We start from the raw sequence: 25,016 nt of genomic DNA, 5'->3' as shown, positions 1-25,016 counted from the left end.
TAAAGACATGGCCGAGACCGTCATGAGCGTCGACATCGTGGTGCCAACCCAGACGCGGTATCTGCGCCTGATCGGGAATATCGGCGAACAGATCGCAAGGGAGCTGGAAACGGAAAGCTGCGATCGGGAGACTCTGGCCTATCACCTCAATCTCGTTCTGACCGAGGCCGTCGCCAACGCAATTGAATATGGCGACGCCGCATGCCCGGATCACACGGTGAAAGTGTGTCTCAGCATCGAAGACAAGGATCTGCGGATTTGCGTCTATGATCACGGCCAGGGCTTCGACATTTCGCAAGTGCCGTTGCCCGACGCCGAGAAACTCAGCGAGCGGGGCCGTGGGATCTTCTTCATTCGGAATCTGATGGATTCGGTCACTTATCAGAAGAGCGCGACGGGGAACGTTCTCGAAATGCACAAAAGCCTGAAATAACGGCTCGGCCCGATTCACTCTCCCGGGAAAGCGCGCGTCATGGAAAGGGATGCCGACCTGCGCCAGCTTGCAAAGGATGCTCCTCGGGCGCCTGAGGGGAAGGCGCTTCTTCGCTCAACCCATATCGAGTTCCCGCCCGGCTACTGCGACCTCGTCTCGCCACGGCAGCGCTTGCGGGATTTGTTGATGCTCACCCGCGCATCAGAGGGGGACGTGCTCGATCTTCGTCGTCTGCACGGGGGCAGTGAATTCGATCTTCGCATTTACGGCGCGAGCCTGCGCGCTCTCGATGCGCTGACGCCCCTTCTCCATAATCTCGGTCTGCCGATCGTCGACCATATCCAGTTTCCGATCGCCTTCGGGACGGAGCAACGTTTCGTCCGCAGCTGTCTTATCCGCCCGCCCGACAGCGACGGCGTTCTGAAGCACAGGACGCAAGTCGTGGATGCGCTCGCCGCATTGCTGTCCGGCGACGCGGAAGACGATCCTCTCAATGGCCTGGCGTCGCGCGTCGGCTTGAGCTGGAAGGAGGTCTGCGTTCTTCGGGCCTATGGACATTATTACCTGCAGCTTGGCGTGCGGATGGACCGGTCGCGCCTTTACGAGGCTTTCCTCCGCGAGGTCGAGGCGACGCGTCTTCTCTTTGACTATTTCGCGACGCGGTTTCGACCAGATGGCGCCGCAGCCGGTTTCGACGCGCTGTCCGACGCGAGGCAAAGGCTTATCTCGGCGCTGGACAAGGTGACGAACCTGACCAACGATCGTGTCCTGCGCGACATGTTCAACCTGATCGACGCGACGCTCCGAACAAATTTTTATGCGAAGGACGCGCAAACCAGGACGCTGGCGCTCAAGATTGACAGTCTCGGCGTGATAAGCGCCCCGGCGCCGAAGCCGATGGTCGAGATCTTCGTCTATTCACCCGCGATCGAAGGAATTCATTTGCGGGGCGCGAGGATCGCTCGGGGCGGAATCAGGTGGTCGGATCGCGAGCATGATCTGCGCACGGAAATACTAGGTCTGATGCAGACGCAGATGGTGAAGAACGCATTGATCGTTCCGCAGGGCGCGAAGGGCGGCTTCGTCTTGAAGACCGATAGCCGGGACGCCGCTCTCCGCAACGAATTGGGCAAAGCCGCCTACCGCGACTTCATTGCCGCGCTGCTGGAATTGACCGACAACCTTGGCCGGGTCAGCCGAGCCGACCGCAGGGATTATGACGGCGCCGATCCTTATCTCGTTGTCGCCGCCGACAAAGGCACTGGCGGATGGTCTGACGTCGCAAATGAAATCGCCCGGTCGCGAGGCTTCTGGCTGGACGACGCCTTCGCTTCCGGTGGTTCCAACGGTTTCCATCACAAACGCCTCGGAATAACGGCGCGAGGCGCATGGGTTTGCGCGCGCATGCATTTCCGCGAGCTGGGCCGAAACGTCGACGAGCAGGCGTTTTCGGTTGTCGGCGTCGGCTCCATGGACGGCGACGTCTTCGGCAACGGGATGTTGGAGATGCAGACCATTCGACTGCTCGGCGCCTTCAGCGGCGAGCATATTTTCATCGACCCGAATCCAGACCCTATAACGTCCTACGCCGAGCGGCGCCGTCTGTTCGAAACGCCGCGCACGAGCTGGGCCGATTACGACAAATCGAAAATCTCCGCCGGCGGCGGGGTTTACAGACGCGATGCAAAAGACATCGAATTGAGCGCCGAGGCGCAGTCCTGGCTGAAGACGAGAAATCGCCTTGTCGACGGGGAGGCGCTCATCCGCCTCTTGCTGAAGGCGCCGGTCGATCTGCTTTGGATGGGCGGCGTTGGAACTTACGTCAAAGCGAGCGACGAGACCGACGAAAGCCTGGGAGATCGCGCCAATGACGGCGCAAGAGTCAACGCGAGCCAGCTGCGAGCCAAGGTTGTCGCGGAAGGCGCGAATCTTGGATTCACGCAGCGCGCGCGTGTCGAATATGCATTGAGCGGCGGGCGGATCAATACCGACGCCCTGGATAACTCCGCCGGCGTCGACCTTTCGGATCATGAGGTCAATCTGAAGATCTTGCTGCGTTACGCAGGCGATTCCTCGGGGGCTGCGGAGTTGCGGCCCATTCTGGATAGCGTCACGGAAGAAGTCTGCGCGGCCGTTCTCGACGACAATTATCACCAGAGCCTGTGCGTTTCGCTGGAGCGCGCGCGGTCAGTTGCGGATGTGACGCCTTATATGACCCTCGCGGACAGGTTCGAAGCGTCGGGGCAACTCGATCGCGCCGGCGACGCCTTTCCAAGCCGGCGGGATTTGAGCGCCAGGAGCGACAAGGGCCTGACCCGGCCGGAATTGGCGCTGCTGATGGCCTATGGGAAGCTGGCGTTGAAGCGTGAACTTCTGGAGGCGCCGGGCTTTGGTCGCGCCGACTGGATCGACTCTTTCCTCCTCTCCTATTTTCCAGCGTCCATTCGCACGCGTTACAACGACAGGATCAAGACCCATCCTCTCGCGCGGGAGATCTCCGCAACTGTCATTTGCAACCTTATCGTCGACCAGGCCGGCGCGGGATTCCTGCTGTTTGGAGACCCGACTGTCCCTGAGGCGCTTTTCGACGCGGCGCGCGCCTATCTTTTCTTCAATGAAGTTCTCGAAGGAGACCGCTGGCGAAAGGCCGTTAGAAGTTCCGATGGGCGAATCGGTAGCGCGACCCAGATCGAGTATCTCCTGCAGCTCGAGGATTCGCTCGCTTATCTCTGCAGATGGGCCCTGAAGAATCGCCTGTCGCTGGCGCCAGGCAAACATGATGTTCCGATATGGCGCGAGCATCTGCGGAAATATCTCGTCCATTTCAGCCAGAGCGAGGAAGCGTCGCTCCTCGTCTCCAATGCGCCCGCCGCCTCCCGAGAAATGTTTCTCGACAGGCTTCGCGACTTCCCGTTTCTCGTAAGTCTTGCCGCAGGCGGACGCGCGGATATGGGCGAGGCCGCCCGGGTTTTTGAGGAAATGGTTGCGTTTCTGGGGTTGCGCCAAATCGCCTCTCTGGCTGCCGAAGCGAACGCCAGAGACGTCTGGGAGGGCGAATTGCAGGCGACGATCGACGAGCGCCTTCGTTCGGCTCCCGCGCGCCTCGCCGCCATCGTCCTGCAATCCGCGACGGTCGCTCCTGATGACATTTTCGCGGACGCCATGCTCGCGGCGCGTTTGGCGCGGTTGCGCCGGCTGCGGGCGGAGATCGTCGCAGCGGAGCCGAAGTCAGTCGCGCCCTTCGCGCTTTTCGCCTCCGAACTCGAATTTCTCGCGGAGGCATGCGAGGCGGCGCGGCGCGTCCCGTGAAGTCGGGCGAGAAGGATTTGACGACCGTGCAAGAAAAGCCGCTCGCTCACCTGCTCCTTGAAGCGAATTCCGAGGCGGCCTGTCTGCTGGACGCGGGCGGGCGCGTGCTCGCACTCAATAGCGGCGCCGAGCGCATGACGGGGTTTCGGGAGGAGGAGTTGGTCGGGCGTTCCTTCCCGGGCCAGCCAAAAGCGGCTCTGGGCGGCGCCGAAGGCGCCGCAGTCGCATGGCTCCTCGCGCCCGCGCGCCAATGGATCGACATTAAAATCAAGCGAAAGGATGAGCGAGAGATCGACTCCGTTTGCGAGATCACCCGGCTCGGCGCCCAAAGCGTCGCGGGCCTTCTGCTCAAACTGCGCCCCGAAGGGGGGATGGCCGCGGACGGCGCGGCGCTCTCGGACATCAAGGTCAAGCTTGAAGCGATTTTCGGCGGCATGGCGGACGGCCTCGTTCTGATCGACGAGTTCGGCAAAATCCTCCTGTTCAGCGCCGGCGCCGAGAGGTTGTTCGGCTATTCCGCAAAGGAGACGCTTGGCGCGAACGTCAAGATGCTCATGCCGTCTCCATACCGGGAGGAGCATGATGGCTATCTTGCGGCTTATCGCAACACTGGGGTGCGCAAAATCATAGGCATCGGGCGGGAGGTATCGGGAAGGCGCAAGGATGGCTCCGTGTTCCCGATGTACCTGTCCATTGGCGAAATGTGGCTGGAGGGGCGCCGCTTCTTCGTCGGCGTGACGCACGATCTGACAAAGGCGAAGACCGTCGAGAGCCGGCTGTGGTCGCTCTCGGCCGCCGTCGAACAGAGCCCGGTCGCCATCATGATCTCCGACGAGGAAGGACGCATCGAATATGTCAACGGCTATTTCACCAAACTGACGGGCTACAGCGAAGACGAAGTCGTTGGAAAGAATCCGCGAATTCTGCAATCCGACGCTACGCCGCAAGAGCAGTACCAGCGCTTGTGGCGGACGATCAGCGCCGGCGCCGAATGGCGCGGCGAAATCGAGGACCGCAGAAAAAATGGCGAGCTTTACTGGGCGTACGAAACGATATCCCCGTTGCGCGACGACCAGGGAAGGGTGAGACGCTATCTCGCCATTCAGCAGGACATAACGGAACAGAGGCGTGACAAGGAGGCGCTCGCCGAAAGCGAGGAGCGGTTCCGCAAGGTTGCCGAGATGGTCGGCGAGTGGCTTTGGGAGCAGGACGCGGAGGGACGCTATATTTATTGCAGCGATGCGGTGCGCAACATTCTCGGACTGGAGCCACAGGAGCTGCTTGGGAAAAGTTATCTTAGCGTGCTCGCTCCGGACGCGAGCGCGTCAAGGTCGCAGCTCTTTCTCGACACGCGTGGCTTGACGACCGCCTTCCACAGAATCGTCAATACCTATCGCCGCAAGGACGGTCGGCGCGTCTTTACGGAATCCAGCGGCACGCCGATCCTCGACGAGAAGGGCCGGCTGCTGAAATGGCGTGGCGTCGATCGGGACATCACCGCTCGAAAGGAATATGAGGACGCGCTGCGCGTGCGCAACCGCGCGATGGATTCGGTGCATGTCGGCATCGTCATCTCCGACGCCCAGACGCCGGGAAACCCGAATATCTATGTCAATCCGGCGCTTTCGCGCATGACCGGCTATTCCCAGGAAGAGCTGCTGCGCGGCGACATGCACATGCTGCAGGGGCCTGGGACGGACTCCTCGGCGATCGGCGAAATCCGGCATGCGCTCGAAACTGGCCAGAGTTGCGAAGTGACGCTGAAGAACTATCGCAAGAACGGCGAGGCCTTCTGGAACGAGCTTTTCATTTCCCCCGTGCCCGACGAAGCTGGAAAAATCACACATTACATCGGCATCCAGACAGACGTGACCGAGAAGCGGCGGGCAGAGGAAAGCCGCAGGGAGCTCGAGATCGCAAAGCAGATACAGCTGTCGCTCTTGCCGGGGGCTCCGCTGAGGCTGGCCGACGCCGAAATCGCCGGAGTTTGCATGCCCGCGATGCATGTGGGCGGAGACTATTTCGATTATTTCGAAGACGGCGACGGCGTCGACGTGGTGATCGCGGACGTTTCCGGCCACAGCGTTGGGGCGGCGCTGATCATGACGGAAGTCAGAAGCCTGGTGCGCGCGGCGTTTCGAGGTCCAGCCAACGCGCATCCCGCGTCCGTGCTAAGCGATCTCAACGAGCTGCTTCATCAGGACCTCGATCGCTCGGAACTGTTCATTACAATGTTCTTCTGCCGCTACGAGCCAGGATCGCGCCGCGTCAAATACGCCAATGCGGGCCATAACCCTGCTCTCCTGCTGCGGGCGGGTGAGATGCGCTGCTTGCAATTGGACGGTGACGGGCTTGTACTCGGCGCGAGGCAGCGGGTCGATTTCGAAGAGCGCGAGCTGACGCTTTCGCCCGGAGACAGGCTTCTCTTCTACACGGACGGGATCGTCGAGGCGCAAGCGCCGTCCGGCGCCTTCTATGGCCTCGAACGGCTCTGTCAGTGTTTCGTGGCCAATCGAACGCTCGGGCCGCAAGCGGTCATTCGGGACATTTTGAGCGAGGTCAAGGAATTCTGCGCGCCTTTTTCGCCCGCCGACGACATGGCGCTCGTCGTGTTGCACGTATCCTGAGCGCGTCGCCGCGGCTGAAAGCCGGTCTAATTAGAGGGCGAGGACAACCCTCGGAGGGATAACGAGATGGCATCCCGTCTGGCCGGCTCTTTCGGGCGCCGCAAGATCGGCCTTGCCTTGAGCAGCGGCGTGGCGAGGGGCTGGGCGCATATCGGCGCCATTCGGGCGCTTGCTCGTCTGGGAGTGTCATTCGACATCGTCGCCGGTTGCTCGGCAGGCGCCTTCGTCGGGGCGTGCCATCTCGCTCAGGAGCTCGACGATCTGGAAGCCTGGGCGCTTTCGCTCACGAAGCGACGGATCGTGCGCTATATCGATCTGCATTTTGGGCGGGGGAGCCTGCTCAGCGGCAATCGCATCGTCGAAGAGATGCGGCGGCTGTTGGGAGGGAGACGGATCGAAGACCTGCGCAATCCCTTCGTCGCGGTTGCGACGGATCTCACGACCGGACATGAGATCTGGCTTCAGAACGGCGGTCTAGTCGAGGCTGTCCGCGCTTCCATGGCGCTGCCGGGACTCCTGCCGCCGATGACCTTCGGCGATCGGACGCTTGCCGACGGTGCGCTGGTCGACCCGTTGCCTGTCGCGCCATGCCGCGCACTGGGCGCCGATCTTGTCGTGGCGGTCAATCTGAACACCGACATCATCGGCAAGATGGTGCGAACGGCGGCGACTCCGCGCACGGCGGTCGGCTTCGACCCGATGGTTCTGGGCGTCGAGGACTCTGTCGCCCAATCGGACCCAGGTAAGCAGGAGACCCAACCCAGCCTGTTCGGCGTGATGACGACATCCTTGAGCATCATGCAGGACAGACTGACCCGCTCCCGGCTGGCGGGAGATCCTCCGGACGTTCAGATCACGCCGCGCGTCGGACATATCGGTCTGTTGGAGTTCGAGCGCGCCAGGGAGGCCATCGCCGAAGGCGAGATCTCGGTGGGGCATAAAGAGAGCGAATTGAAGGACCTGCTCCGCGCGGCGTCCCTCTGAAGAGGCTACCGCCTCCCTGAGCTTTCGTAAGCGCCGAATCTCAGTCGGTGGCGAGAATCACGTCTTCGGGCGCAAATTGCGCCGCAATCCGGGTGCCCTCGTCGATTTGCCGGGCCTCTATTTCCCGTCTCGGAAGCACCGCCGTCATCGTCTTGCCGGAGCCGATGTCGATCAGCAATTCGCTGTTGCGCTCTGCGTCCGTGCGGCGCGTGACGACGCCAACGAAAAGATTGCGGGCGTCGGCCGGCTGATCGCCAGAGGCGAGCTTCACGAAGGAGGATTTGACGAGGGCGATAGCCTTCCGACCCGGCTTGAGATCGAGCTCCATCGCAGCCTCATTGGTGATGATGGAGTGGATGGTGTGCTCGCCCGAAATTTTCAGCGCGACTTCCACGTCGACCGGCCATTTCTTCACGGTGACGACTTCCGCGCGAAACACATTGCGCGCCGAGATTCGGAGCCCGAGACTCCACAGCAGGAGGTCGTCCTGCCCTTCGAGCCCTTCCTGGGCGATGATCGAGGATATTTGGGACAGGCGGTCTTCCAACTTGTGAAAGGTCTCGATAAGCTTGAGGCCTTCCGCCGTCACTTCCGCGCCGCCGCCGCTCTTGCCGCCGGCCTTGGTGACGAAGGCGGGGCTGGGTAGGAGATTGTTGATCGCGCTGACGGCGTCCCATGCGGCCTTGTAGCTGAAACCCACAGCCTTGGCGGCTTTGGATATGCTCTTGTGCTCTGCGACCGCTTCGAGAACCTTGACGCGGTCGCGCCCGATAAGGAGCTTGCCTTCGCTCCGGAGGGCCAACAAAGCGTCAATCTTTCTCGGAGACATTCCCGGGCGTCCACCTGACCATCGACGCCGCCAATTCTGCTATATTCCGGCAAAAGTCAAAAGGACCTCCTACGCCCGCGTTCTTGCTGAGCTCCCGCGCGGCGGGAGCGTCGCTTGTGGCGAAAGGCGCCGTTTGACCCGCATTTCCAGCTGGCGCCGATTATGGATAGAGGCCTTGGACTGGTCAAATCAGCTGTATTGATCCAGTATATAGCGGTCCCGCGAACTCATGGCGATCCGTCCCGGCCGCCGACATCCGCCGCCGTAAACAAGGAGAATCGGATGCTCGACCTACGTCCCGCCGCGTTGTTCGACCTCACGCCGGCGGAATGGACGGCGATCTGGCTCTCGCTGAAAATCGCGACAGTCGCCACTTTGGCGAGCCTGCCGCTGGGGATTTTCACCGCTTACGCGCTGGCGCGGTGGGAGTTCCCCGGCAAGATGCTGCTCAACGGGATTGTTCATCTGCCTTTGGTGTTGCCGCCCGTCGTGACAGGCTTCATGCTGCTGCTTTTATTGGGCCGCAAGGGGCTGCTCGGCTCCTATCTCGCCGAGATCGGCATTGTGTTTTCCTTTCGGTGGACGGGCGCGGCCGTCGCCTGCGCTGTCATGGGGTTCCCGCTCATGGTCCGCGCCATGCGTCTTTCCTTCCAATCGATCGATCGGCGGCTCGAATTCGCCTCGGAGACATTGGGGGCCAATCGGCTCTGGACCTTTTTCATGGTGACGCTTCCTCTCGCCACGCCGGGGGTGATCGTCGGCGCGATACTCGCTTTCGCGAAGTCTCTCGGGGAGTTCGGCGCAACCATCACCTTTGTTTCAAACATTCCCGGAGAGACCCAGACGATCTCGGCGGCGATCTACAGTTACACGCAAGTCCCCGGGGGAGACGAGAGCGCAATGCGATTGACCCTCGTCGCCGTCTTCATCGCGCTTTGGGCGCTCGTCGCTTCGGAAGTGGTCCAATGGCGAGCCGAGAAGCGCCTGGGAAACGCCGAATGATCGAGGTCGACGTTGGGCTCACTATTGGCGCCTTCTCTCTGGATGTGGCCTTTCGGAACAACACGGGCGTTACCGCGCTCTTTGGACAGTCGGGGTCCGGAAAGTCCCTCACTCTCGGCATCATCGCGGGGTTGATGCGACCGGACTCCGGCCATGTCCGGCTGGACGGTGAGACTTTGGTCGATGTGGAAGCGGGCGTCTTCGTTCCGGTTTCACGACGCCGCATCGGGCTCGTTTTCCAGGATTCAAATCTCTTCCCGCATATGAGCGTCAAGCAGAACCTGCTCTACGGCCGCTGGTTCGCGCCGCGCGACGCAAGTCGCATCGATTTCGACGCGGTGGTCGAGACGCTTGGGATCGGCACACTCCTCTCCCGCCCGCCGGCGCGCCTTTCGGGCGGCGAGCGCCAGCGCGTCGCGATTGGCCGGGCCTTGCTGTCCTGCCCCAGACTGCTTTTGTTCGACGAGCCGCTGGCGGCGCTCGACATGCAGCGCAAGCTCGAAATCATGCCGCTGATCGAACGCGTGCGCGACGAGTTCAAGGTGCCGATTGTATATGTGTCGCACGCGGTGGAGGAGGTGGCCCGACTCGCGCATCGCGTCGTCGTCATCGAGTCGGGGCGCGTGAAATTCATTGGCGATCCGGCCGCCGCTTTCGGGCAGCTCACAGCCGCGCCGGCCGAAGATCGGTTCGACCTCTGCTCCGTTCTCGAGGCGCGCGTCGCGGACAGGTCGCCTTCCCACGGCCTTGTCGCGCTGGATCATCCGGCGGGCGTCATCTGGGTCGCGGGGCCCGTTGGCGCGCCGGGAGCGCCCGCGCGCGTCATCGTCAAGGCGACGGACGTCGTCTTGTCGCTTACGCGACCGCAGGAGATCAGCATGCGAAGCGTGCTCGCGGGCAATGTTTCGAGAATCAAGCTCGATGGACCGCTCGCGGTCGTCGAGGTCGAACTCTCCGAAAGCAGCCATCTGCTCGCGACGATCACAAGGGGCGCGCTGGAAGACCTTTCCTTGAAGGCAGGGTCGCGCGTCCATGCGCTATTTAAATCCGCCGCGCTCCACGAACAAGCTGTCAGCGTCGGCGACGCAGTCTGATGAAGCGAGAAATCAACGCTCCCGCGCAAACGCCCGAGCCAGCGCGTCGCGCGAGGCTTTGGGCAGCAGGCTCTGGTCATAGATCGTCGGTCTCGGGCAGGCCCAGCGCGGTCCGCAGTTTGCCCAGCGTCCGAGCGTGGGAAAGGTCGCCTCGGGCGACGAGTCGCCGCGATACCAGGAATAATTGTCCGAGAAATCCCAATTGGTGACCATCTTCACCGCGTTGCAGGAGAGCGCGGTGGAAACGAAGCTGTAGGTGTAATCCGCGACGAGCTTGTCCCGCTCGGCCATATCCTCGATCATGCAGTCATTGACGTCGAGCTCGGTGATATAGACCTTCAATCCGAGCGCGGCGATATCGTCCAGGAACTTCTTGAACGGTTTCCAGTCCGGCCTGCGCGGATCGTCCATCCATTGCGGCATCAGATGCGCTTCGAGGCCGACAGCGTCGATCTTGCGTCCGGCCCGCATCAGGCCCTCGACGAGTTTCAGCAAAGCGGGGCGCATGCTGGGGCCGAAGCGGTCGCTCTCGCAATTGGCTTCGTTGAGATAGAACGCCGTTCTGGTCGAGCCGCCATATTTCTCTGCGAATTCGAACGCCTTGTGGATGTAGCCGGGCGCGCCGTCGGGCGCCTCGTCGAAGGCGGAAAGCCAGGGGCCCGTGCGCCAGGGGCTGCCGCCGCTCTTGAGGCTCCAGGGTTCGAGCGGTTCGTTGACGAGCCCGCACCACGGCATGATCTGGCCGCCCTTTTCCCGGTCGAGCGCATCGAAATGCGAGAAGACGTCGGCGAAGTGTCGTTCAAAGGCTTCTTGCAGTTGCGCGCGCCAGTTCTTCCTGCGGCCTTTTGCGAGTTGCCGGATCCAGTCCGGAAGCCAATCGTTCCAGATCAATGCGTCGCCGCGAACTTTTGCGTCGAAGCGCCGGGCGACGGCGACAATGTCGTCCACCTCGGTCCAGGTCGAATATTTTTGTCCGTCCGCTTCACGTTCGCAGGCGAGCGACAGAGGGTGGAGGCTGCCATATTTGAGGCTGCTGCCAATGGCGATGACGCCCGGCTTCTCCCGCCCCAGCGCCTCGATAAAGGCTCGGTCGTAGATCGTCTCGCCTTCGATATGCGCGCCCCACAAGACGTAGGGGTCGATCTCGCCGAGCGGCGTCTTCCCGACCCGCGCATAGGGCGCCCCAGGCGTGGCGTCCCGGCACATTTTTTCGGCGAAGGCGCGCGACGGCGCCAGCGCCGCGCCGCCGAGCAAGGCGAGGCAAAGGTCGCGGCGGGAAAGATCCCGCCTCTTGAGGTTCATGCCTGACATCGGGCCGCCAGCTTTCGTCGCAGTTGTGCAGTCGAAGAAATATGGCGCGCTATTTAGTAAATATGCAGGTGGTTTACGCACCGGTCCCAGGAAAAGCAGATTAAGGATTAATTCGAGGAGGCGGCCGCTTCGTCGCGCGCAAACAAAACCAGAAGCAGGATCGAAAACTGGGCGAAGATGAGCGTCTTGGCGCCGAGCCCGATGGCGGAGCTGATGATGGTGATGAAATAAACGAAGAGCAGCGTGACGCCCGACCGGCCGCGCCGCCAGAACTCGAAGAACAGCGCGAACAGCCCGAGCGTGAAAAAAGCCGCCATCCACGCGCCATATTGAAACAACCACGCAAGCCAGTTGTTTTCGATGCCAATCTCGATGCCGAGGAATTTCAGTCCCGAGTTGACGAGTTCCGGGCGCGGCCCGATCATCAGATCTCCCAGATCGAACATGTTGAACAGCTCGAGGGCGATGAGTCGCGCTTGGCCCGAGCCATTGTCGTCGACATATCGCGCGACGAAGGCGTCAAAGGCTCCTGCCTGCGCCGCGCCCGCGACGCCGCCGATGAGCAGCGGCGCGATCACGAGAGCAGCCAGAACTTTTTGGATGTCGATTCGCGCGCCGAGAAGAAACGCCACGAAGCCCCTGAGCCCGAGCAGGAGGATGATCAGAGATGACGCGGCGATGGCGGTGCGGCCGCCAAAAGCGATCATCCCGAGCGCGGCCAGCAGCAGAGCGAACATACGCCAGAATGCGGGTAGTCGACTGTCGCCTCCCATGACGAGGCAGAGGATATAGGCGCCGGTGGTGCTGGCGTTCAGCAATGGATGCCCGAGAAGCGCCGTCGAGCGGAAATCTCCTTCGACCTCGACGCCGCCGATGACGTAAGGGAACAGGCGTCCATGCGTGAAATATTCCACCACGCCGATGAAGGCGTTTACGAGGATCGCGGCATGAAGGAAGAGGCGCAGAAAATTACGGCTCCGATCGCCAATGTCGTCGATCATGAAGAGCGCGACCAGGGACAGAGCGTAGGGCTCCACGAGCGCAGTGAATTGGGCTTGCTGGTTGAGGAGGCCATGCGCGATCAGCAGCATCCACATCGCGATGAAATACATCGCAGCCGGAAAGCGCGTCACGATCTGTTCGATGCGGCGCAAAGGATAGGGACGCGCGACGACGTCGATGAGAATGGCGAGCATCGCCACCAGCGTGCAAGGATGCAGCTTCTGCCAGAATGGTCCTTCCGGCAGATCATATTTGACGCCGACGAAGGCAAGCGCCATCGGCGATAGGGTAAAAAGCAGGATCACGGCGAGAATCAGGAGTCGGGCCGCCCATCGGGGCGCGTCGTCGGTCGCCTGACTCGCGGACAGCCCGCTCATCCCGCGGCTGCTTGTGTCTGTTCGACTTTTCGAAGCAAGTCGCTTTCCGGCCGCTTCGCGTTGTCGATTGCAATCAGACGGCCGCGCCGGGCGCCGTCCTCCCAGCCTTCGAGATAGACTCCCGCATTGATCGTCGCGTCGGCAGCGGGGGAGCCGGAGGCGCCGTAGTCGAGAAGAACTAGGTCGAAATGCGCGTCGAGCCAGCGTTTGAGGCGCGGCAAACCGCCGTCGCTGTGGGAAAGATAAATCCGCCCCCCGCTTTTCGCGTCGCGCCGGCAGACGAAGATTTCCGCAGCTTCCTCATCGCCCGGGCCGACCAGCTTGAGATGAGGCAGGAGCTTCTTCAGGGCCCGGCGGTCGGAGGCTTCGACGATCAGAACGCGCGCGCCGGTCTCGCAGGCCAGCAGCGCGAGCGAAAGCGCGAGAGAGGTGGCGCCGGCGCCAGGCTCCCGCCCGCCGACGGCGACAATCGGCGCCGGGTCCTTGGGCAGTTCGTCGCAGAGCGATCGATACAGCCGCACGACGGCGCGCCGATAGGGCGCTCCCGGCGACTCCATGGCGTCGATGACTTTCTCGATGGTCGTTTCGCTTCGGGGCGCGCCGCCAGTCTGCGCCGCGGCCGGATGGCCGAAATCCGGCAAGGAAAACTCCTTGCCGGCCTGTCGGGAGGCGGGACCCACGCGGGACGGTTTCGGCGCGAGCGGCGGCGCGTCGCCGCCGCGGCGAGCCAGATATTCCGTCACGAGCGCGGCGACGATCCATAAATTCACGCCGCCGGCCAGAGCAATGACCAGCGCCGGCAGCGTCTTCGGGCTGACGCGTCCGGCCTGGGCGACCGGCTGGTTGATCAGGACAGGATTGGGCGACGTCACGATTTCGCGCCGCGTGCTTTCCCTCGCCGCGAGCGCCTTCTGATAATTGTCGCGCAGCGATTCCGCCTTGCGTTCGAGTTCGTTGAGCTCGATGCGCCTTCCGCCCGAATCGGTGATCGCCTTCTTGAGCTGGACGACATGGGCCTCGGCTTCGCGTTCGACCTCGCGCGCGGCTTCCAGGTCGCGGCGCTGGGTCTCCTTCATGTTGCGCGCCTCGCGCTCGATCTGCGCGCGTTGCGCGGCGATCTGCGATTGCAGGGCGATGGCGGAAGGGTGGCGCGGCCCGAGCGTCATCTGCTGCTGCGCGGCCTCCCGGAGCAGGGCCGTATATTCGACCCGCAGCCTCTCCATCAACGGCGAACGAAGAGTTTCCGCCGCGCCCCCGCGCATCGCCGCGAGGAATTGCTCGTATCGCGCTTCGGCTTCCGAGCGTCTGCTGCGCGCATTGACCAAAGCGGCGTTCGCGTCCTTGAGTTGGTCTTCGGGGGGCGTCAGCCCGGCTGTGACCACGATGGCGTTCTGCGCGCGAAACTGCTGTACGCGCGCCTCCGCCGCTTCGAGACGGCGGCGCAACTCGTCGATCTTCTGATCGAGCCATTTCGTCTCCTGATCAGAGATCGAATCCCGCATCTCATTATTGGCGTCCATGAAGGCCCTGGCGAGCGACTTCGCCAGGCGCTCGGCCTTTTCGGTGGATGACGCGCGCACTTCAAGATCGATCACATAGCTTTTATCGGCGCGCTTGACCGTGATCATTCGCGCGAGCGCTTCGGCAAGCTGGATTTCCGTCGGCCCGGTGCGCGGCTTTCTGAAGAGGAAGTCCTTGATGCGGCCGAAAAAACCGGGTTCGTTGAATTCCGGATCGTCGCGCAGACGCTCGTTTTCAGCGACGCGCTTCAGCACCGAGTTGGACTGCAGGAGCCGCATCTGGTTCTCGACGAGCGCGGAGTCGGGGCTCTGCTGCACCGGCGTTGCATCCGAACCGACCGGAGGCCGCTCCCTAGTGTCGACCAGGAACGACATGGTGGCGGCGTAGCGCGCCGGCGTGAAGATGATATAGGCGCCGGCGACGCCGAACGTCAGCGCGAGGCATAACGGAAGGAGTCGCCAGCGCGTCGCGAGCGCGCGATAAAAATCGCGCATATCGAGATCCGTGCGCCTTTCGGGAGGCCGGGAAAGCCCAGCCCCTGCGGCGCGGTCCACGCCGCTCATGGCCGATCTTCTCCGATTGCAGGAACGATCGCCGCCACGGAACGCGCGCGCAGCGCGGACGGAAACGCAGCCGCCCTTTTCCGTGATTTCCAGCCCATGCGCGCGAAGCCTTCCAGAATCTTAATCTCCATTAAATTGGACGATTTATGCTTACGAATTGGTTAGCGCCTCGCAGAATGCGCGTTTCCGTGGACGATATCGCTGATCAGCGCGTCGTAGGCGTCTAGCGCCGCATCCAGCGAAAAAGCTCGAGCGCGGCCTTGACGCGGCGCGGGGTCGCCCGGATAGCTCAGCGCCGCCTCGATGCGTCGCGCCAGCGCCTCGACGTCGCCGACGCGAACCGGCGAGCCATCCGCCGCAGGGCCGAGCACTTCCGCCGGTCCGCCGCAATCGGTCACGATGACGGGGAGCCCGTAGGCCAGCGCTTCCACGCAGGAGAGGCCAAATGTCTCGCGTTCCGAAGAGACGACCAGACATTTCGCGCGCGCAAGCTCGCGTCCAATGTCCCTGGTGAAACCCGGCAGGGCGACGCGCGCCGCGACGCCGAGGCGCTCCGCTTCAAAGAGAAGTCTGGCGCGCTCGGGCCCCTCGCCGAGGATCACCAGGCTCGCCTCGGGATTCTCGATACGCGCAAAAGCCCGGATCAGCGTCATGAAATCCTTGTCGGGGACGAGCCTGCCCATCGCCAGGACGATCGGCGCCCGCGCCACAAGATCTTCCGCGGTCGCCTCGGCGGGAAAAGGCTCCGGCGCGGCGGGATTGTAGATCGTGCGGATCCGCGCTTCGGGGACGGAGAAGCGCTTGACGAGATCGTATCGCAGGGCGTTCGAGACGGCGACGGCGCCCCCGGCCGCGCGGGAGAGAAGCGGCGTGAGGCGGTAGCCGATATTGCTGAGCCGCGCGGCTTCGCTCTCATAGAATCCGTGATAAGTGATGAGCGCGCGCCCAAGGCCGCCGGCCAGCGTGGCGGCGACGGCGTGTTTCAGATTGGAGACGCTGATCGCCGAGAGGCTGGCGTCGAAGCGCTCCCGCCGCAGGAGTTTCGCGAGAGCGAGCGTCGCCGGCCCATGGCCGCGCGGCAGAACCACGAGGTCGACGTCGCGCGACAGCAGCGCTCGATTTTCCTGCGCCTCGAAATCGACCGCAAAAGTCACGCGGTCGCCGCGGTCGCTGAAGCCCGAGGCGAGGCGCGCGAAGACGCGCTCGGCTCCGCCGCCGGCGAGCGCATGAGTGTAAAAGAGCAATTTACGACGCTGCGTCATTCCCATTCCCGTTCGCAAATCGTCAGGCGCATTGTGCTAGCCGTCTTGCAGCAGAATAGTTTCGGGAGCGAGAAGAATGACCTCGGTGCGGATTTTGTCGCCGGAAGGCGAGTTGCGTCGCTGGCACCGGAAGCTCTTCGAGTCGCTCGAACGCGACGGCGTCCGGGTCGGCTTCGACTGGCGAGCGGGGCCGCCCCGGGCGCTCGAGATCGCTCTGCTCGACGAGTTGGAGCGGCTGCTCCTCACGCGCCGGCGCGACAATCTCCTCGATCGCGAAACGCAGACCGACGACCTTCCGCGTTGGAGGGACGCGGCGGACGTCCTCATCGATCTCACCGGCAACTCGGAACCGGCTGTGGGCGCCGTGTTCCCAGTCTATTGCGGGGTCGCGGGGGACGACGCCCGCGACGCCATGCTCCTCGCTGGCGCGCCGCCGCATGTCGGGCTTGCGAAACGGGAAGGGGATCGGACGGTCCTCGTCGCCGACGCGCGGATCGCCCTCGAGCGGCCCGAAATTCTCCGCAGCGCGCGGGAGGCGGTCGTCACCCGTCTCATCACGCTCATCCGAACGCTCGTGAGAAAGGGAGGCGCCGACGTGGCCATCGCTGAGGCTTTCGAGGCCCCGCGCGGCGGCAGTCCTGCCGGCTTCCTCGCCGGATCTCTCATTGGTCGCGTTCGTTCGCGGATCGGCCGCCTCGTTGCGCATGAGAACCATTGGCGCGTTGGCTGGCGCGCGCTCGCCTCTTCCAACGACGCCACGCAAGCCCGGCTCGATTGGCCTGCGGACGCGCGCTGGACCTGGCTCGAGGACGACAGGCGGCGCTACTTCGCCGATCCATTCCTCTTCGAGAAGGACGGCGTCGTTCACCTCTTTTGCGAGGAGTTCCCTTACGAGACGGGAAAGGCGGTCATCTCCTGGCTCCCGCTCGACAAGAGTGGCGGACCCGCGCAGCCGCCGCGCATCGTTCTGGAGACGGATTGCCATTTGTCCTACCCGTTTCTCTTCCAGTGGGGCGGCGAGATCTGGATGATGCCGGAAAGTTCCAGCTCCCGTTCCCTCGCCCTCTACCGTGCGGACCGCTTTCCGGAAAAATGGACGCTTCATAGCGTCCTCATGGAAGGCCTCGACATTTCCGACGCGACGATCTTCGAAGTGGACGGGCGGTGGTGGATGACCGCGTCGACGCGTGAGGACGAGGGTTCGACCTGGGACTGCCTCTCCCTCTTTGTCGCGGACTCGCCGCTCGGACCCTGGCGCCGATGTGGCGAGGGACCTGTGCTGATCGACGCGACGGCGGCACGGCCCGCCGGAAACGGATTTCGTCGAAAGGACGAATTGTGGCGCCCGGCGCAGGATTGCTCGGCGGGCTACGGCTCCGGCCTGTCGCTGTGCCGCATTGACGGCTTGGACGAGCGGGGTCTCCGGCAATCCGTCAAAAAGCGTCTCGCGCCCCCGCCGGGGACGGGCGCGTCCGGCGTCCATACGCTCAATGTCGGCGGCGGCTTCGAGACGATCGATATCTGCGGCTGGCGGAAAAAATGAAGCCGTCCAGGACGCACTCTCGCTCATCGCGCCTCCGGCGCGTGACGCCCGCGCGCATTCGCGCCTTGCACGATTGAGAATTCGCTGCGGTCAACAAGGCCGCGAAGGAGAACGCCAGCGAAAAAAGTTCCGCAGCGCCAGTAGCGCGGCGCAAGCCGCTTGGGATGGCTCATGAGCCGCCAGAGCCATTCCAGCCGCCAGCGCTGCATGTGCGCGGGCGCGCGCACGGCGAGTCCGGAAATGAAATCCATCCCCGCGCCGACGCCGATGAGCCCTACTTCCGGGCAGAGGCTCCGCATCCGATAGGCGATCAATTCCTGCTTGGGCGAGCCCAGCGAAAGAATGCACAGTCTTGCGCCCGAATCCGAAATACGCTTTGCGAGCTGTGAGAGAGTATCCTGATCCGCCTCGTCGGATAAAGACGGGCACTCGGCGCCGACGACATTCAAGCCAGCGCAGCGCGTGCGCAGGGTTTCGATCGCCCGTGCCTGCGAGGCCTCGCCCGGGCCGACGAAGTAAACGCCAAAACCCTCTCGGGCGGCCGCTGCGCACATTGGTTCGATCAGATCGGCGCCTGTGGTGCGCGTGACTTCCACGCCCTGTCGCTGCAGCAACCAGACGACCGGCCAACCGTCAGCGGAGACCAGTTCAGCCGATCGATACGCTTGTGCAAACTCGACGCTCCACGGAAGCGTCGACAGATGATCGAGATTCAAAGTGTAAAAGCAGAATCCGAAACCGGCGTCGAGACGCTCGACGGCCTTGTCGATCGCTGTTCCCACGCCGTCGATATTGACCGTCACACTTATCGGAACGGCCCGAGCGCGCATTCGCGCTCCGGAAATTGAACTCATTGCCGTGCCCCCGTATTTCGACGCCAAAAGTGCGACGTCCCCCAAGATTTATCAGCAACTGACGCGCCATGTTTGGCAGCATCTTGATTCAAGAAGACTTTGAGCTGATTGACCACGCTGCGCCGCTTCGTTTCGACACAAGGCGTTCATGCCCGACCGTCCAGGAATGAAACGCCCCCCTTTTTGTCAAGACGGCTAAGTTGGCGCTCGCGCGCGCTCCCCGATGTCCACCTTTCGATCGCATCTCCGTTCAACCGCCTGGACCAAGCGCGCGCCAAAGCGACGACCGGGCTCTTCAATAGAGCGATAGGTCATCCAGGATGTGAGAAGTACGGCGACGATTACGGTTCCGAAGAGGGCGTCGCCGAGCCAGGACGAACCAATGTCGAGCATCTGACCATGCGGGCCCGTGTGAGAAGCGATATGCGCGACCCTCTTCAGGACGATCTTGAACACATACAAGATCGGCATATGCGTCAGGTAGATCGAATATGAAACGCGGCCCAAAAATTGGGCGGCCGGCCTCGCGAGCAACCGCGCGACGGCCCCGCAATCATCCTTGAGCGTCGCAGTCAGCGCGACAAAGACGAAAATGATGAGAACGGTCGCGCCGCCGCTCGCGAGCGCCATGATAGCGAGAGCGAGAAGAGCGGCGGCGTCTGCGACAGAAGGCGCTCCGAACCAGTTTCGCGGCGAATAGAGCCAGACGGCCACGCCGAGCGAAAATCCCGCCAAGCACCTTACAAGACCGAGTCTGCCGGTCACGTCGAGCGTGCCCGCGCTCGACGCGATCATCAAATAGGCGACGAACGAAACCGCACACAGCGCGGCGATCGGCCATCCGCGCCTTACGAAACCCGCAAGCGCGGCCCAGGCGAAAAGTAGGTAGGCGACGCACTCCGCCCCGACGCTCCATGCCGGGGGGTTCCATCCAAGCCGGTCTTCGAGACCGACGCCCTGCAGCATCAGGAGATTCTCTGCAAGCAGCGGAATTGAATTGGGGCCGGTGAAGGGCGCAACGTCGGAGGCGCCTTCGCCCTGCGCCGCCCATTTCACGATTTCAAGCCCGACCAGCGCGAGAAGGATGGCGACGTGCAGGGGGTACAGACGAAAGAACCGCTTCGTCAGAAAGACGCGCAGGTCTCCCATATCGTTGATTCCCGCAGCGTAATTCGCGGCAATGACAAATCCTGACAAAATGAAAAAGAAGTCCACCGCGAGATACGCGTTTCTCGCGATCTGGAGATCGGAGAAATGCGTGATCCACGGCGCGTGGTAAAAGACGACCGCGAGCGCCGCGACGCCGCGCAGCCCATCCAGGGCGAGGTAACGTTTAGGAGTCATGTAGCGCACGCATTTGCCAGTCGCGCGCATTCGACGGCGCGGCTCTTAATTTAGCGTTGCAGAAATGCATGAAGTAAGCCAGCAGTCGGGCGCGTAAACTTTAATTTCCATTTTTAGTATCCAGAACGCGCCAAAGAGCGCACAGAAGCATTGGCTGTGCGATACACGGAGCCCATTATAGGCGCTGGCGCATGGCCCGCGTCAGGAACTGGTCGTCGTCAATGGCGGAACATTTCAACAAACTTCTGCACAGCACGATCCTGTATCTGCCGGCGCAATTCGTGCCGCCTTTGGTGCAGTTCGCCACCACGGTCGCCTGGACGCATCTTCTCGATCCCGCAACCTTCGGCTTCGTTAACTTCATCATTTCGGTGCAGGAGATCGTCTCATTTGCGGGACTGACCGGCTGGACGCTTTTCGTTTTGCGCTTCCGGGAGCGCTTTCGCGAACGGAGCAAGGAACGTTTCGTCGCGATGGATCAGCGCATGGCGGTCCTCAGCGCCCTTTTGCAGATCGCGCTCACGCCCGCCGTCCTGTTCATGTTGGATTTGCCGCTCGATGCGGCGACGATCGCCGGAACCGCGGCCTATCTCGTCACCCGGATGCTCGTCGCGCATTACAGCGACTGGGCGCGCGCCGATCATGCGATCCTGGCCTATTCCGCGGCGCAGCTCGTCGGCTCCGTCGCCGGCGCGGTTTTGTCGATCGTCGCCATTATTACGTTCGGGCCGACAGCTGCAGTCGTGCTCGTCGCCCAGTCGATCGGCCAGGCCCTCGCCATTGTCACGCTCGTGCTCACGAAGCAAATCCGGTTCGGGCTCGGCGCCTTCGACTGGGATTTGTTCGGTGAGTTGCGCCGCTATGCGGGTCCCATTCTGATCGGGGGCGTGATCGGCTGGGGGGCCGGCAACGTCATTCGCGTGCTTGTGCAATATATGGACGGTCCCGTGGCGTTGGGGCTTATCTCCGTCGGTTGGGGGATCGGACAGAGAGTTGCAAGCGTCCTCGCCATGCTGCTGACGGCCGCCGCCTATCCGCTTGCGGTCAAGCACTATGAAAATGGAGACCGCAGAGGCGCCCTTGCGCAGGTGTCCTTCAATGGGCTCCTTCTCTTCGGCGTCCTTCTGCCGGCGGTCGTCGGACTGACGTCGCTCGCGGAGCCTGTCGTAACGCTCCTGATCGCCGAAAAATTCCGAGAAACCACCATCGTCGTACTGCCGATCGCAATGTGCGCGGCGAGCCTGCGCTTCTTGCGCATTCATACCTGCGAACAGACGATGTACCTCGTCGAGCGGCAGAGCCTTGCGTTATATGTCCTGATTGTCGAAGCGGTCCTGAATGTGACGTTCTGCGCGCTCGGGCTGTATATCGGCGGCTTTGCCGGAGCGGCGACAGGCATGCTTGTCGGCACGCTCGTAGCGACAATAGGCTCCTTCGCCTTTTGCTTCACGAAACTCGATCTCCCTGCGCCGTCCGCGAGGTCCATCCTCAAGATCTGCGCCGCCTGCGGCGTCATGGGCGTCGTCCTCGGTTTCGTCACGGTCGCGCCTCGGTCTCTCTCCGTCGCCACTGCAATCTTTGTCGGCGCGTCGATCTATGCCGCGCTGATCCTCGCCTTCTTCCCTGAGATCCGGGCGCTGATCGCGCAGCGGCTCCAGCGGGCTTCAAGAGAGCCGGCTATATGAACGTCGCCCGCGCAAACACGCCTGCCACGCCCCGCGTCGCCTTTTTTCATCAAAATGACGTCTTCGAGACGCAGGGCGGCATTGAACGTTATGTCGCGACGATCTTCGAAGGCGCGCCCGAGCGCGTTGTGCTCGTATCAGCAGGCGGCCCACGAAAGTCCGCGCGTCTGTTCGGCCTTGACGTGAAGCCCTCGACGGGCGCGCCGCGATGGGTGCAGTTTCTGCGCGCCGTCTTTGCGCAGCGCAAGGCGATAAGCGCTTTTCTGCAGGATAACGATGTGCAGGTGCTGGAGTTCAGCCGGCCCGAATATATTTTTCTCGGCTTACTCTTTCCAGGGAAACGCGCGGTCACGATCCACGGCACCGGGCCCGGCCCCGGAAACCGCCTGCACTGGCTCTTGCATCACGCATGCTGCCTGCTGTTGCCCTTCCTTGCAGATCGCGTGCAAATCGTTGGGCGTGATCCATCCGGCGTTCCAAAAGTCGCACTGCGGATGCTCGGCGAAAAAGTCGCTTTTTTCGATGCGTGGTACGACGAATCCTTCACGCCCGCGCCTTTGCCGCCTTTGGCGAAGGCAGACCCGCTTCGCATCTTTTACGGAGGCCGCATCGCGCCCCAAAAAAATCCAAAGCTCCTGTTCGAAATCATCCGGGAATCCGCCCGCCTCGCGCCCGGCGACTTCCAGTTCCATTATTTCGGCGCGGATTTCGACGCCATAGAACGCGAAGGCCTGGCCGATCTCGTCGTCAATCACGGCTTTCTCGGGCCTCAGGCGCTGGCGGAAGCGATGCGCTCCTGCCATCTCGGCTTGATGTGCTCCGCCTTCGGAGAAGGTTCGCCATATGTTGTCGTGGAAGGCTTGGCCTGCGGACGGCCCTACATCCTTCCAACCCTGCCGACCTTGCGCGCCGCCTATCACGGCAATGTCGGAGTTCGCTTCGTCGAGCGCTATTCAGCCCAGGCTTATCTCGCGGCGATGCGCGCTGTGCGGTCTGAAATGCTCGCTGGCGACATAGACTCAATGAAGATCGCCGCTGAAATGACGTCACGCGCGCGCTCGCATGCCGTGCCGAGACTCGTGCACGATCTCATGAGACTCACGCCGCGCAGCATCGTCGAGGGCATCGCCTGATGTTGATCTTCGATCTCATTCTCGCGACCCGACGCCCGGAAATGACGGGCGTCGAGCGCTATGGCGTCAATCTCTTCGAAGCCGTTCGGAAGGTGCGGCCCGACACGATCGCATTCGTGCGCGACACGACGCCTTTCTCGGATGAGCGCGGCCTCGTGATGGTCGACGACGTCTATCGCGGCTGGTTGTCTCTGCCGCAAAACATTCATCGGAGAGGACTCGCTCCGGACGCGGTTGTCTTTCCGACCGCTCCCGCCAGTCCACTCTTCCACCTTTCCGACGTTCATCTCTGCCGGATCGCCCATGACGCCTTTCCCTGGTCATGGGAGCGGCCAATGCCATGGAAAGGGAGACTGCTTTATCGCTACGTCGAAAATCTGATGGCGCGGCGATATGACAACCTACTGGGAACGACGCAGCCGGTAGCGGAGGATCTTCGCGCCCTGTTCCGTCGCGCCGACATAGGCTGCTGTGGCAATGCGCCGGGCCTCGACGTCGGCGGGCCTGCAATGCGACCCGGCGGCGCGCCGGACGATTTCATTCTCGTAGTCGGCACGGTTGAACCGCGCAAGGACTATGATCGTCTCATCGATCTCGTCCAGAAGGCGCCGAAGGACGCGCCGCCGATCGTTCTCGTCGGCAGGCCAGGTTGGGGGGAGGTCGTCGAGCGCATCGACCAACTGGCCATGGGCAATCCGTCGCGCTTTCTATGGTTGCGCGATCTCGAGGATGATGGGCTTCGCTGGCTGTACAGACATGCAAGCTGCTTTTTGTCGCTGTCGCTGGCGGAGGGGTTCAACATGCCGCTTGTCGAGAGCGGCGTCAGCGGCCGCGCAATCGTGTGCAGCGACATCCCCATCCATCGGTGGGTGGCGCCGTCCTGGGCGGCCTTTATCAGGCAGGACGACAACGCGGAGCGGATCTGGACCGCCTTGCAAACGGCGACGCAGCCTGAGCGCGCGCAGGTTGAGGTCTATCGTCAAAAATATTCCTGGGACAGCGTGGCGGCGCGTCTTCTGGATCTCGTGGCGTCTCATCGGATGGCTGAAAGAAGGTTCAGGGCATGCTGATCTCTGTCGTCATCACCAACTACAATTATGGCCGCTTCCTCGGAGAAGCCATCGACTCCGTCCTGTCGCAAACTTACCCGCACGTCGAATGCGTCGTGGTCGACGACGGCTCCACGGACAATTCCCGCGACGTCATCGCATCGCGCGCCGGCGTCGTGGCGATCTTCAAGGAGAATGGCGGACAGGCGAGGGCGCTTCGCACCGGCATGGAGGCCGCGCGCGGCAGCGTCGTCATCAGCCTGGACGCCGACGACTGGTTGCTGCCGGAAGCCTGCGCGCGAATTGCGCAGGCCTGGCGCCCCGGAATCGTCTGCCTCAATTACCGTCTCAGCATCAACGGGGATCCGGCGCAAGTTTGGCCGGGCGAACCCTTTCTTGATGACGGGCACGCCGAATTCCTGGCTGCGAATGGCTATTACCCATCCGCACCGATGAGCGGCAACGCCTTCGACAGGGACTTTGTAACGACGATTCTCTCGCGCGCGGAAGGCATGGACGGCGACGGCGTCGACGCCTATCTCCTCTACTCGGCGCCGGTGTTCGGCAAGATCGCGCATGTCGACGAGGTCCTGGGCGTCTATCGCACGCATGGCGGCAATGTCTCGATGACCTCCGGCCGAAGGACCGTTCGCAATCTCGGAGATCACGCCTACTACCAATACTGGGCGCAGCAGAATGCGCAGCGCTTCGCAAGGGAGAGGGGCGCTTCTCTTCCCTCGCGCAACCATCTTGTGGGCGCCTATCCTTCGCTTTGGCTGATACTGGCGAAGGATGGCGGTTACAGTCGTCGTCCACTGCCGGATCAGCCGCATGTCGTGACAATCGTCGCGGCGATCAGAGGGTTTATGTTCCAGCCCGCGATCGCCCCGGTCCGCCGGGTCAAGAATGTCGGCTTCCTCCTCGCGATGGCGGTTCTGCCGTCAGCGTCGAGGCGCTGGCTCGCGCGGAAACTGATCTTCGGCGACGCGCCGGAAGGTTCTCCCCAACCTCGAATCGAGGGAGCTTCCGCCGCAGACAGTTGTGAGGCCTCCAGCTAGATGGGGTGTCCCGGATTTTGGGCGCCCGGCTCTTCG

The 25,016-nt window shown here is 62.7% G+C and carries 18 protein-coding genes; 11 read left to right on the top strand and 7 right to left on the bottom strand.

What is annotated here, in order from left to right; translation table 11 throughout:
* Window positions 1-7 precede the first annotated feature (7 nt).
* From ACPFMJ_RS12230 to ACPFMJ_RS12215, 4 genes are all read left to right on the top strand, one after another.
* Window positions 8-433 carry an ATP-binding protein gene (locus tag ACPFMJ_RS12230; protein ID WP_424360293.1) on the top strand — a complete coding sequence of 142 codons (426 nt, stop codon included), beginning with the start codon at window positions 8-10 and terminating at the stop codon, window positions 431-433.
* A 39-nt stretch (window positions 434-472) separates the two neighbouring features.
* Window positions 473-3,742, top strand: coding sequence for an NAD-glutamate dehydrogenase domain-containing protein (locus ACPFMJ_RS12225; RefSeq protein ID WP_424360292.1), 3,270 nt, complete (start codon window positions 473-475; stop codon window positions 3,740-3,742).
* Window positions 3,739-6,369: a PAS domain S-box protein gene (locus ACPFMJ_RS12220; protein ID WP_424360291.1), complete on the top strand. Its 2,631-nt coding sequence runs from the start codon at window positions 3,739-3,741 to the stop codon at window positions 6,367-6,369. Before ACPFMJ_RS12225 ends, ACPFMJ_RS12220 begins: the two co-directional genes overlap by 4 nt.
* A 66-nt stretch (window positions 6,370-6,435) precedes the next feature.
* Window positions 6,436-7,353: a patatin-like phospholipase family protein gene (locus ACPFMJ_RS12215; protein WP_424360290.1), complete on the top strand. Its 918-nt coding sequence runs from the start codon at window positions 6,436-6,438 to the stop codon at window positions 7,351-7,353.
* Window positions 7,354-7,393: 40 nt separating this feature from the next.
* Here ACPFMJ_RS12215 and ACPFMJ_RS12210 read toward each other — a convergent pair whose 3' ends face one another.
* Window positions 7,394-8,182: a TOBE domain-containing protein gene (locus ACPFMJ_RS12210; protein ID WP_424360289.1), complete on the bottom strand. Its 789-nt coding sequence runs from the start codon at window positions 8,180-8,182 to the stop codon at window positions 7,394-7,396.
* Between the two features lie 282 nt (window positions 8,183-8,464).
* Between ACPFMJ_RS12210 and modB the strand changes: the two genes are divergently transcribed.
* Window positions 8,465-9,184: a molybdate ABC transporter permease subunit gene (gene modB / locus ACPFMJ_RS12205; RefSeq protein ID WP_424360288.1), complete on the top strand. Its 720-nt coding sequence runs from the start codon at window positions 8,465-8,467 to the stop codon at window positions 9,182-9,184.
* Window positions 9,181-10,278, top strand: coding sequence for a molybdenum ABC transporter ATP-binding protein (modC, locus tag ACPFMJ_RS12200; RefSeq protein ID WP_424360287.1), 1,098 nt, complete (start codon window positions 9,181-9,183; stop codon window positions 10,276-10,278). The genes modB and modC overlap by 4 nt, the downstream gene beginning before the upstream one ends.
* Before the next feature lie 12 nt (window positions 10,279-10,290).
* On the opposite strand, the gene ACPFMJ_RS12195 is transcribed toward modC, so the two are convergent.
* From ACPFMJ_RS12195 to ACPFMJ_RS12180, 4 genes are all read right to left on the bottom strand, one after another.
* Complete coding sequence (locus tag ACPFMJ_RS12195) at window positions 10,291-11,580, bottom strand: endo-1,4-beta-xylanase (protein WP_424360286.1); 1,290 nt, start codon at window positions 11,578-11,580, stop codon at window positions 10,291-10,293.
* A gap of 116 nt (window positions 11,581-11,696) precedes the next feature.
* Window positions 11,697-12,968 carry a VpsF family polysaccharide biosynthesis protein gene (locus ACPFMJ_RS12190; protein ID WP_424360285.1) on the bottom strand — a complete coding sequence of 424 codons (1,272 nt, stop codon included), beginning with the start codon at window positions 12,966-12,968 and terminating at the stop codon, window positions 11,697-11,699.
* Complete coding sequence (locus tag ACPFMJ_RS12185; RefSeq protein WP_424360284.1) at window positions 12,965-15,052, bottom strand: GumC family protein; 2,088 nt, start codon at window positions 15,050-15,052, stop codon at window positions 12,965-12,967. The genes ACPFMJ_RS12190 and ACPFMJ_RS12185 overlap by 4 nt, the downstream gene beginning before the upstream one ends.
* 161 nt (window positions 15,053-15,213) lie before the next feature.
* Window positions 15,214-16,314, bottom strand: a complete 1,101-nt coding sequence (locus tag ACPFMJ_RS12180; protein WP_424360283.1) for a glycosyltransferase — start codon at window positions 16,312-16,314, stop codon at window positions 15,214-15,216.
* A 76-nt stretch (window positions 16,315-16,390) separates the two neighbouring features.
* On the opposite strand from ACPFMJ_RS12180, the gene ACPFMJ_RS12175 reads away from it, so the two are divergent.
* A complete protein-coding gene (locus tag ACPFMJ_RS12175; RefSeq protein ID WP_424360282.1) occupies window positions 16,391-17,857 on the top strand; it encodes a glucosamine inositolphosphorylceramide transferase family protein in 1,467 nt (488 codons plus the stop codon).
* A gap of 23 nt (window positions 17,858-17,880) precedes the next feature.
* Here the strand turns inward: ACPFMJ_RS12175 and ACPFMJ_RS12170 are convergent, their stop codons facing one another.
* Together ACPFMJ_RS12170 and ACPFMJ_RS12165 are read right to left on the bottom strand one after the other, a co-directional pair.
* Window positions 17,881-18,687 (bottom strand): WecB/TagA/CpsF family glycosyltransferase, encoded by an 807-nt coding sequence (locus tag ACPFMJ_RS12170; protein ID WP_424360281.1) that lies wholly within the window; start codon window positions 18,685-18,687, stop codon window positions 17,881-17,883.
* A 219-nt stretch (window positions 18,688-18,906) separates the two neighbouring features.
* Window positions 18,907-20,085 (bottom strand): acyltransferase family protein, encoded by a 1,179-nt coding sequence (locus tag ACPFMJ_RS12165; RefSeq protein ID WP_424360280.1) that lies wholly within the window; start codon window positions 20,083-20,085, stop codon window positions 18,907-18,909.
* Window positions 20,086-20,246: 161 nt separating this feature from the next.
* Between ACPFMJ_RS12165 and ACPFMJ_RS12160 the strand changes: the two genes are divergently transcribed.
* Genes ACPFMJ_RS12160 through ACPFMJ_RS12145 form a run of 4 tightly spaced genes read left to right on the top strand, consistent with a single transcriptional unit; the run spans window position 20,247 to window position 24,980 of the window.
* On the top strand, window positions 20,247-21,740 hold the full coding sequence (locus ACPFMJ_RS12160; RefSeq protein ID WP_424360279.1) for a lipopolysaccharide biosynthesis protein: 1,494 nt from the start codon (window positions 20,247-20,249) through the stop codon (window positions 21,738-21,740).
* Complete coding sequence (locus ACPFMJ_RS12155; RefSeq protein WP_424360278.1) at window positions 21,737-22,873, top strand: glycosyltransferase; 1,137 nt, start codon at window positions 21,737-21,739, stop codon at window positions 22,871-22,873. The genes ACPFMJ_RS12160 and ACPFMJ_RS12155 overlap by 4 nt, the downstream gene beginning before the upstream one ends.
* Window positions 22,873-23,943 carry a glycosyltransferase gene (locus ACPFMJ_RS12150; RefSeq protein ID WP_424360277.1) on the top strand — a complete coding sequence of 357 codons (1,071 nt, stop codon included), beginning with the start codon at window positions 22,873-22,875 and terminating at the stop codon, window positions 23,941-23,943. Before ACPFMJ_RS12155 ends, ACPFMJ_RS12150 begins: the two co-directional genes overlap by 1 nt.
* The gene (locus ACPFMJ_RS12145; protein WP_424360276.1) at window positions 23,937-24,980 is read left to right on the top strand and encodes a glycosyltransferase family 2 protein; all 1,044 of its coding nucleotides are present in this window, start codon (window positions 23,937-23,939) and stop codon (window positions 24,978-24,980) included. Before ACPFMJ_RS12150 ends, ACPFMJ_RS12145 begins: the two co-directional genes overlap by 7 nt.
* Window positions 24,981-25,016 lie beyond the last annotated feature (36 nt).

The organism is Methylocystis parvus (assembly GCF_049675845.1).
Taxonomy (GTDB): domain Bacteria; phylum Pseudomonadota; class Alphaproteobacteria; order Rhizobiales; family Beijerinckiaceae; genus Methylocystis; species Methylocystis parvus_A.
Note: the sequence above shows the minus strand (reverse complement) of the source record. Positions and strands in the feature narration are given on the sequence as shown.

What these genes read in the sequence shown, in the direction of transcription:
- ACPFMJ_RS12230 (WP_424360293.1), top strand. Translation starts at nt 8, where the DNA reads ATGGCCGAGACCGTCATGAGCGTCGACATCGTGGTGCCAACCCAGACG.
- ACPFMJ_RS12225 (WP_424360292.1), top strand. Translation starts at nt 473, where the DNA reads ATGGAAAGGGATGCCGACCTGCGCCAGCTTGCAAAGGATGCTCCTCGG.
- ACPFMJ_RS12215 (WP_424360290.1), top strand. Translation starts at nt 6,436, where the DNA reads ATGGCATCCCGTCTGGCCGGCTCTTTCGGGCGCCGCAAGATCGGCCTT.
- ACPFMJ_RS12210 (WP_424360289.1), bottom strand. Translation starts at nt 8,182, where the DNA reads ATGTCTCCGAGAAAGATTGACGCTTTGTTGGCCCTCCGGAGCGAAGGC.
- modB (WP_424360288.1), top strand. Translation starts at nt 8,465, where the DNA reads ATGCTCGACCTACGTCCCGCCGCGTTGTTCGACCTCACGCCGGCGGAA.
- modC (WP_424360287.1), top strand. Translation starts at nt 9,181, where the DNA reads ATGATCGAGGTCGACGTTGGGCTCACTATTGGCGCCTTCTCTCTGGAT.
- ACPFMJ_RS12195 (WP_424360286.1), bottom strand. Translation starts at nt 11,580, where the DNA reads ATGAACCTCAAGAGGCGGGATCTTTCCCGCCGCGACCTTTGCCTCGCC.
- ACPFMJ_RS12190 (WP_424360285.1), bottom strand. Translation starts at nt 12,968, where the DNA reads ATGAGCGGGCTGTCCGCGAGTCAGGCGACCGACGACGCGCCCCGATGG.
- ACPFMJ_RS12185 (WP_424360284.1), bottom strand. Translation starts at nt 15,052, where the DNA reads ATGAGCGGCGTGGACCGCGCCGCAGGGGCTGGGCTTTCCCGGCCTCCC.
- ACPFMJ_RS12180 (WP_424360283.1), bottom strand. Translation starts at nt 16,314, where the DNA reads ATGACGCAGCGTCGTAAATTGCTCTTTTACACTCATGCGCTCGCCGGC.
- ACPFMJ_RS12175 (WP_424360282.1), top strand. Translation starts at nt 16,391, where the DNA reads ATGACCTCGGTGCGGATTTTGTCGCCGGAAGGCGAGTTGCGTCGCTGG.
- ACPFMJ_RS12170 (WP_424360281.1), bottom strand. Translation starts at nt 18,687, where the DNA reads ATGCGCGCTCGGGCCGTTCCGATAAGTGTGACGGTCAATATCGACGGC.
- ACPFMJ_RS12165 (WP_424360280.1), bottom strand. Translation starts at nt 20,085, where the DNA reads ATGCGCGCGACTGGCAAATGCGTGCGCTACATGACTCCTAAACGTTAC.
- ACPFMJ_RS12160 (WP_424360279.1), top strand. Translation starts at nt 20,247, where the DNA reads ATGGCCCGCGTCAGGAACTGGTCGTCGTCAATGGCGGAACATTTCAAC.
- ACPFMJ_RS12155 (WP_424360278.1), top strand. Translation starts at nt 21,737, where the DNA reads ATGAACGTCGCCCGCGCAAACACGCCTGCCACGCCCCGCGTCGCCTTT.
- ACPFMJ_RS12150 (WP_424360277.1), top strand. Translation starts at nt 22,873, where the DNA reads ATGTTGATCTTCGATCTCATTCTCGCGACCCGACGCCCGGAAATGACG.
- ACPFMJ_RS12145 (WP_424360276.1), top strand. Translation starts at nt 23,937, where the DNA reads ATGCTGATCTCTGTCGTCATCACCAACTACAATTATGGCCGCTTCCTC.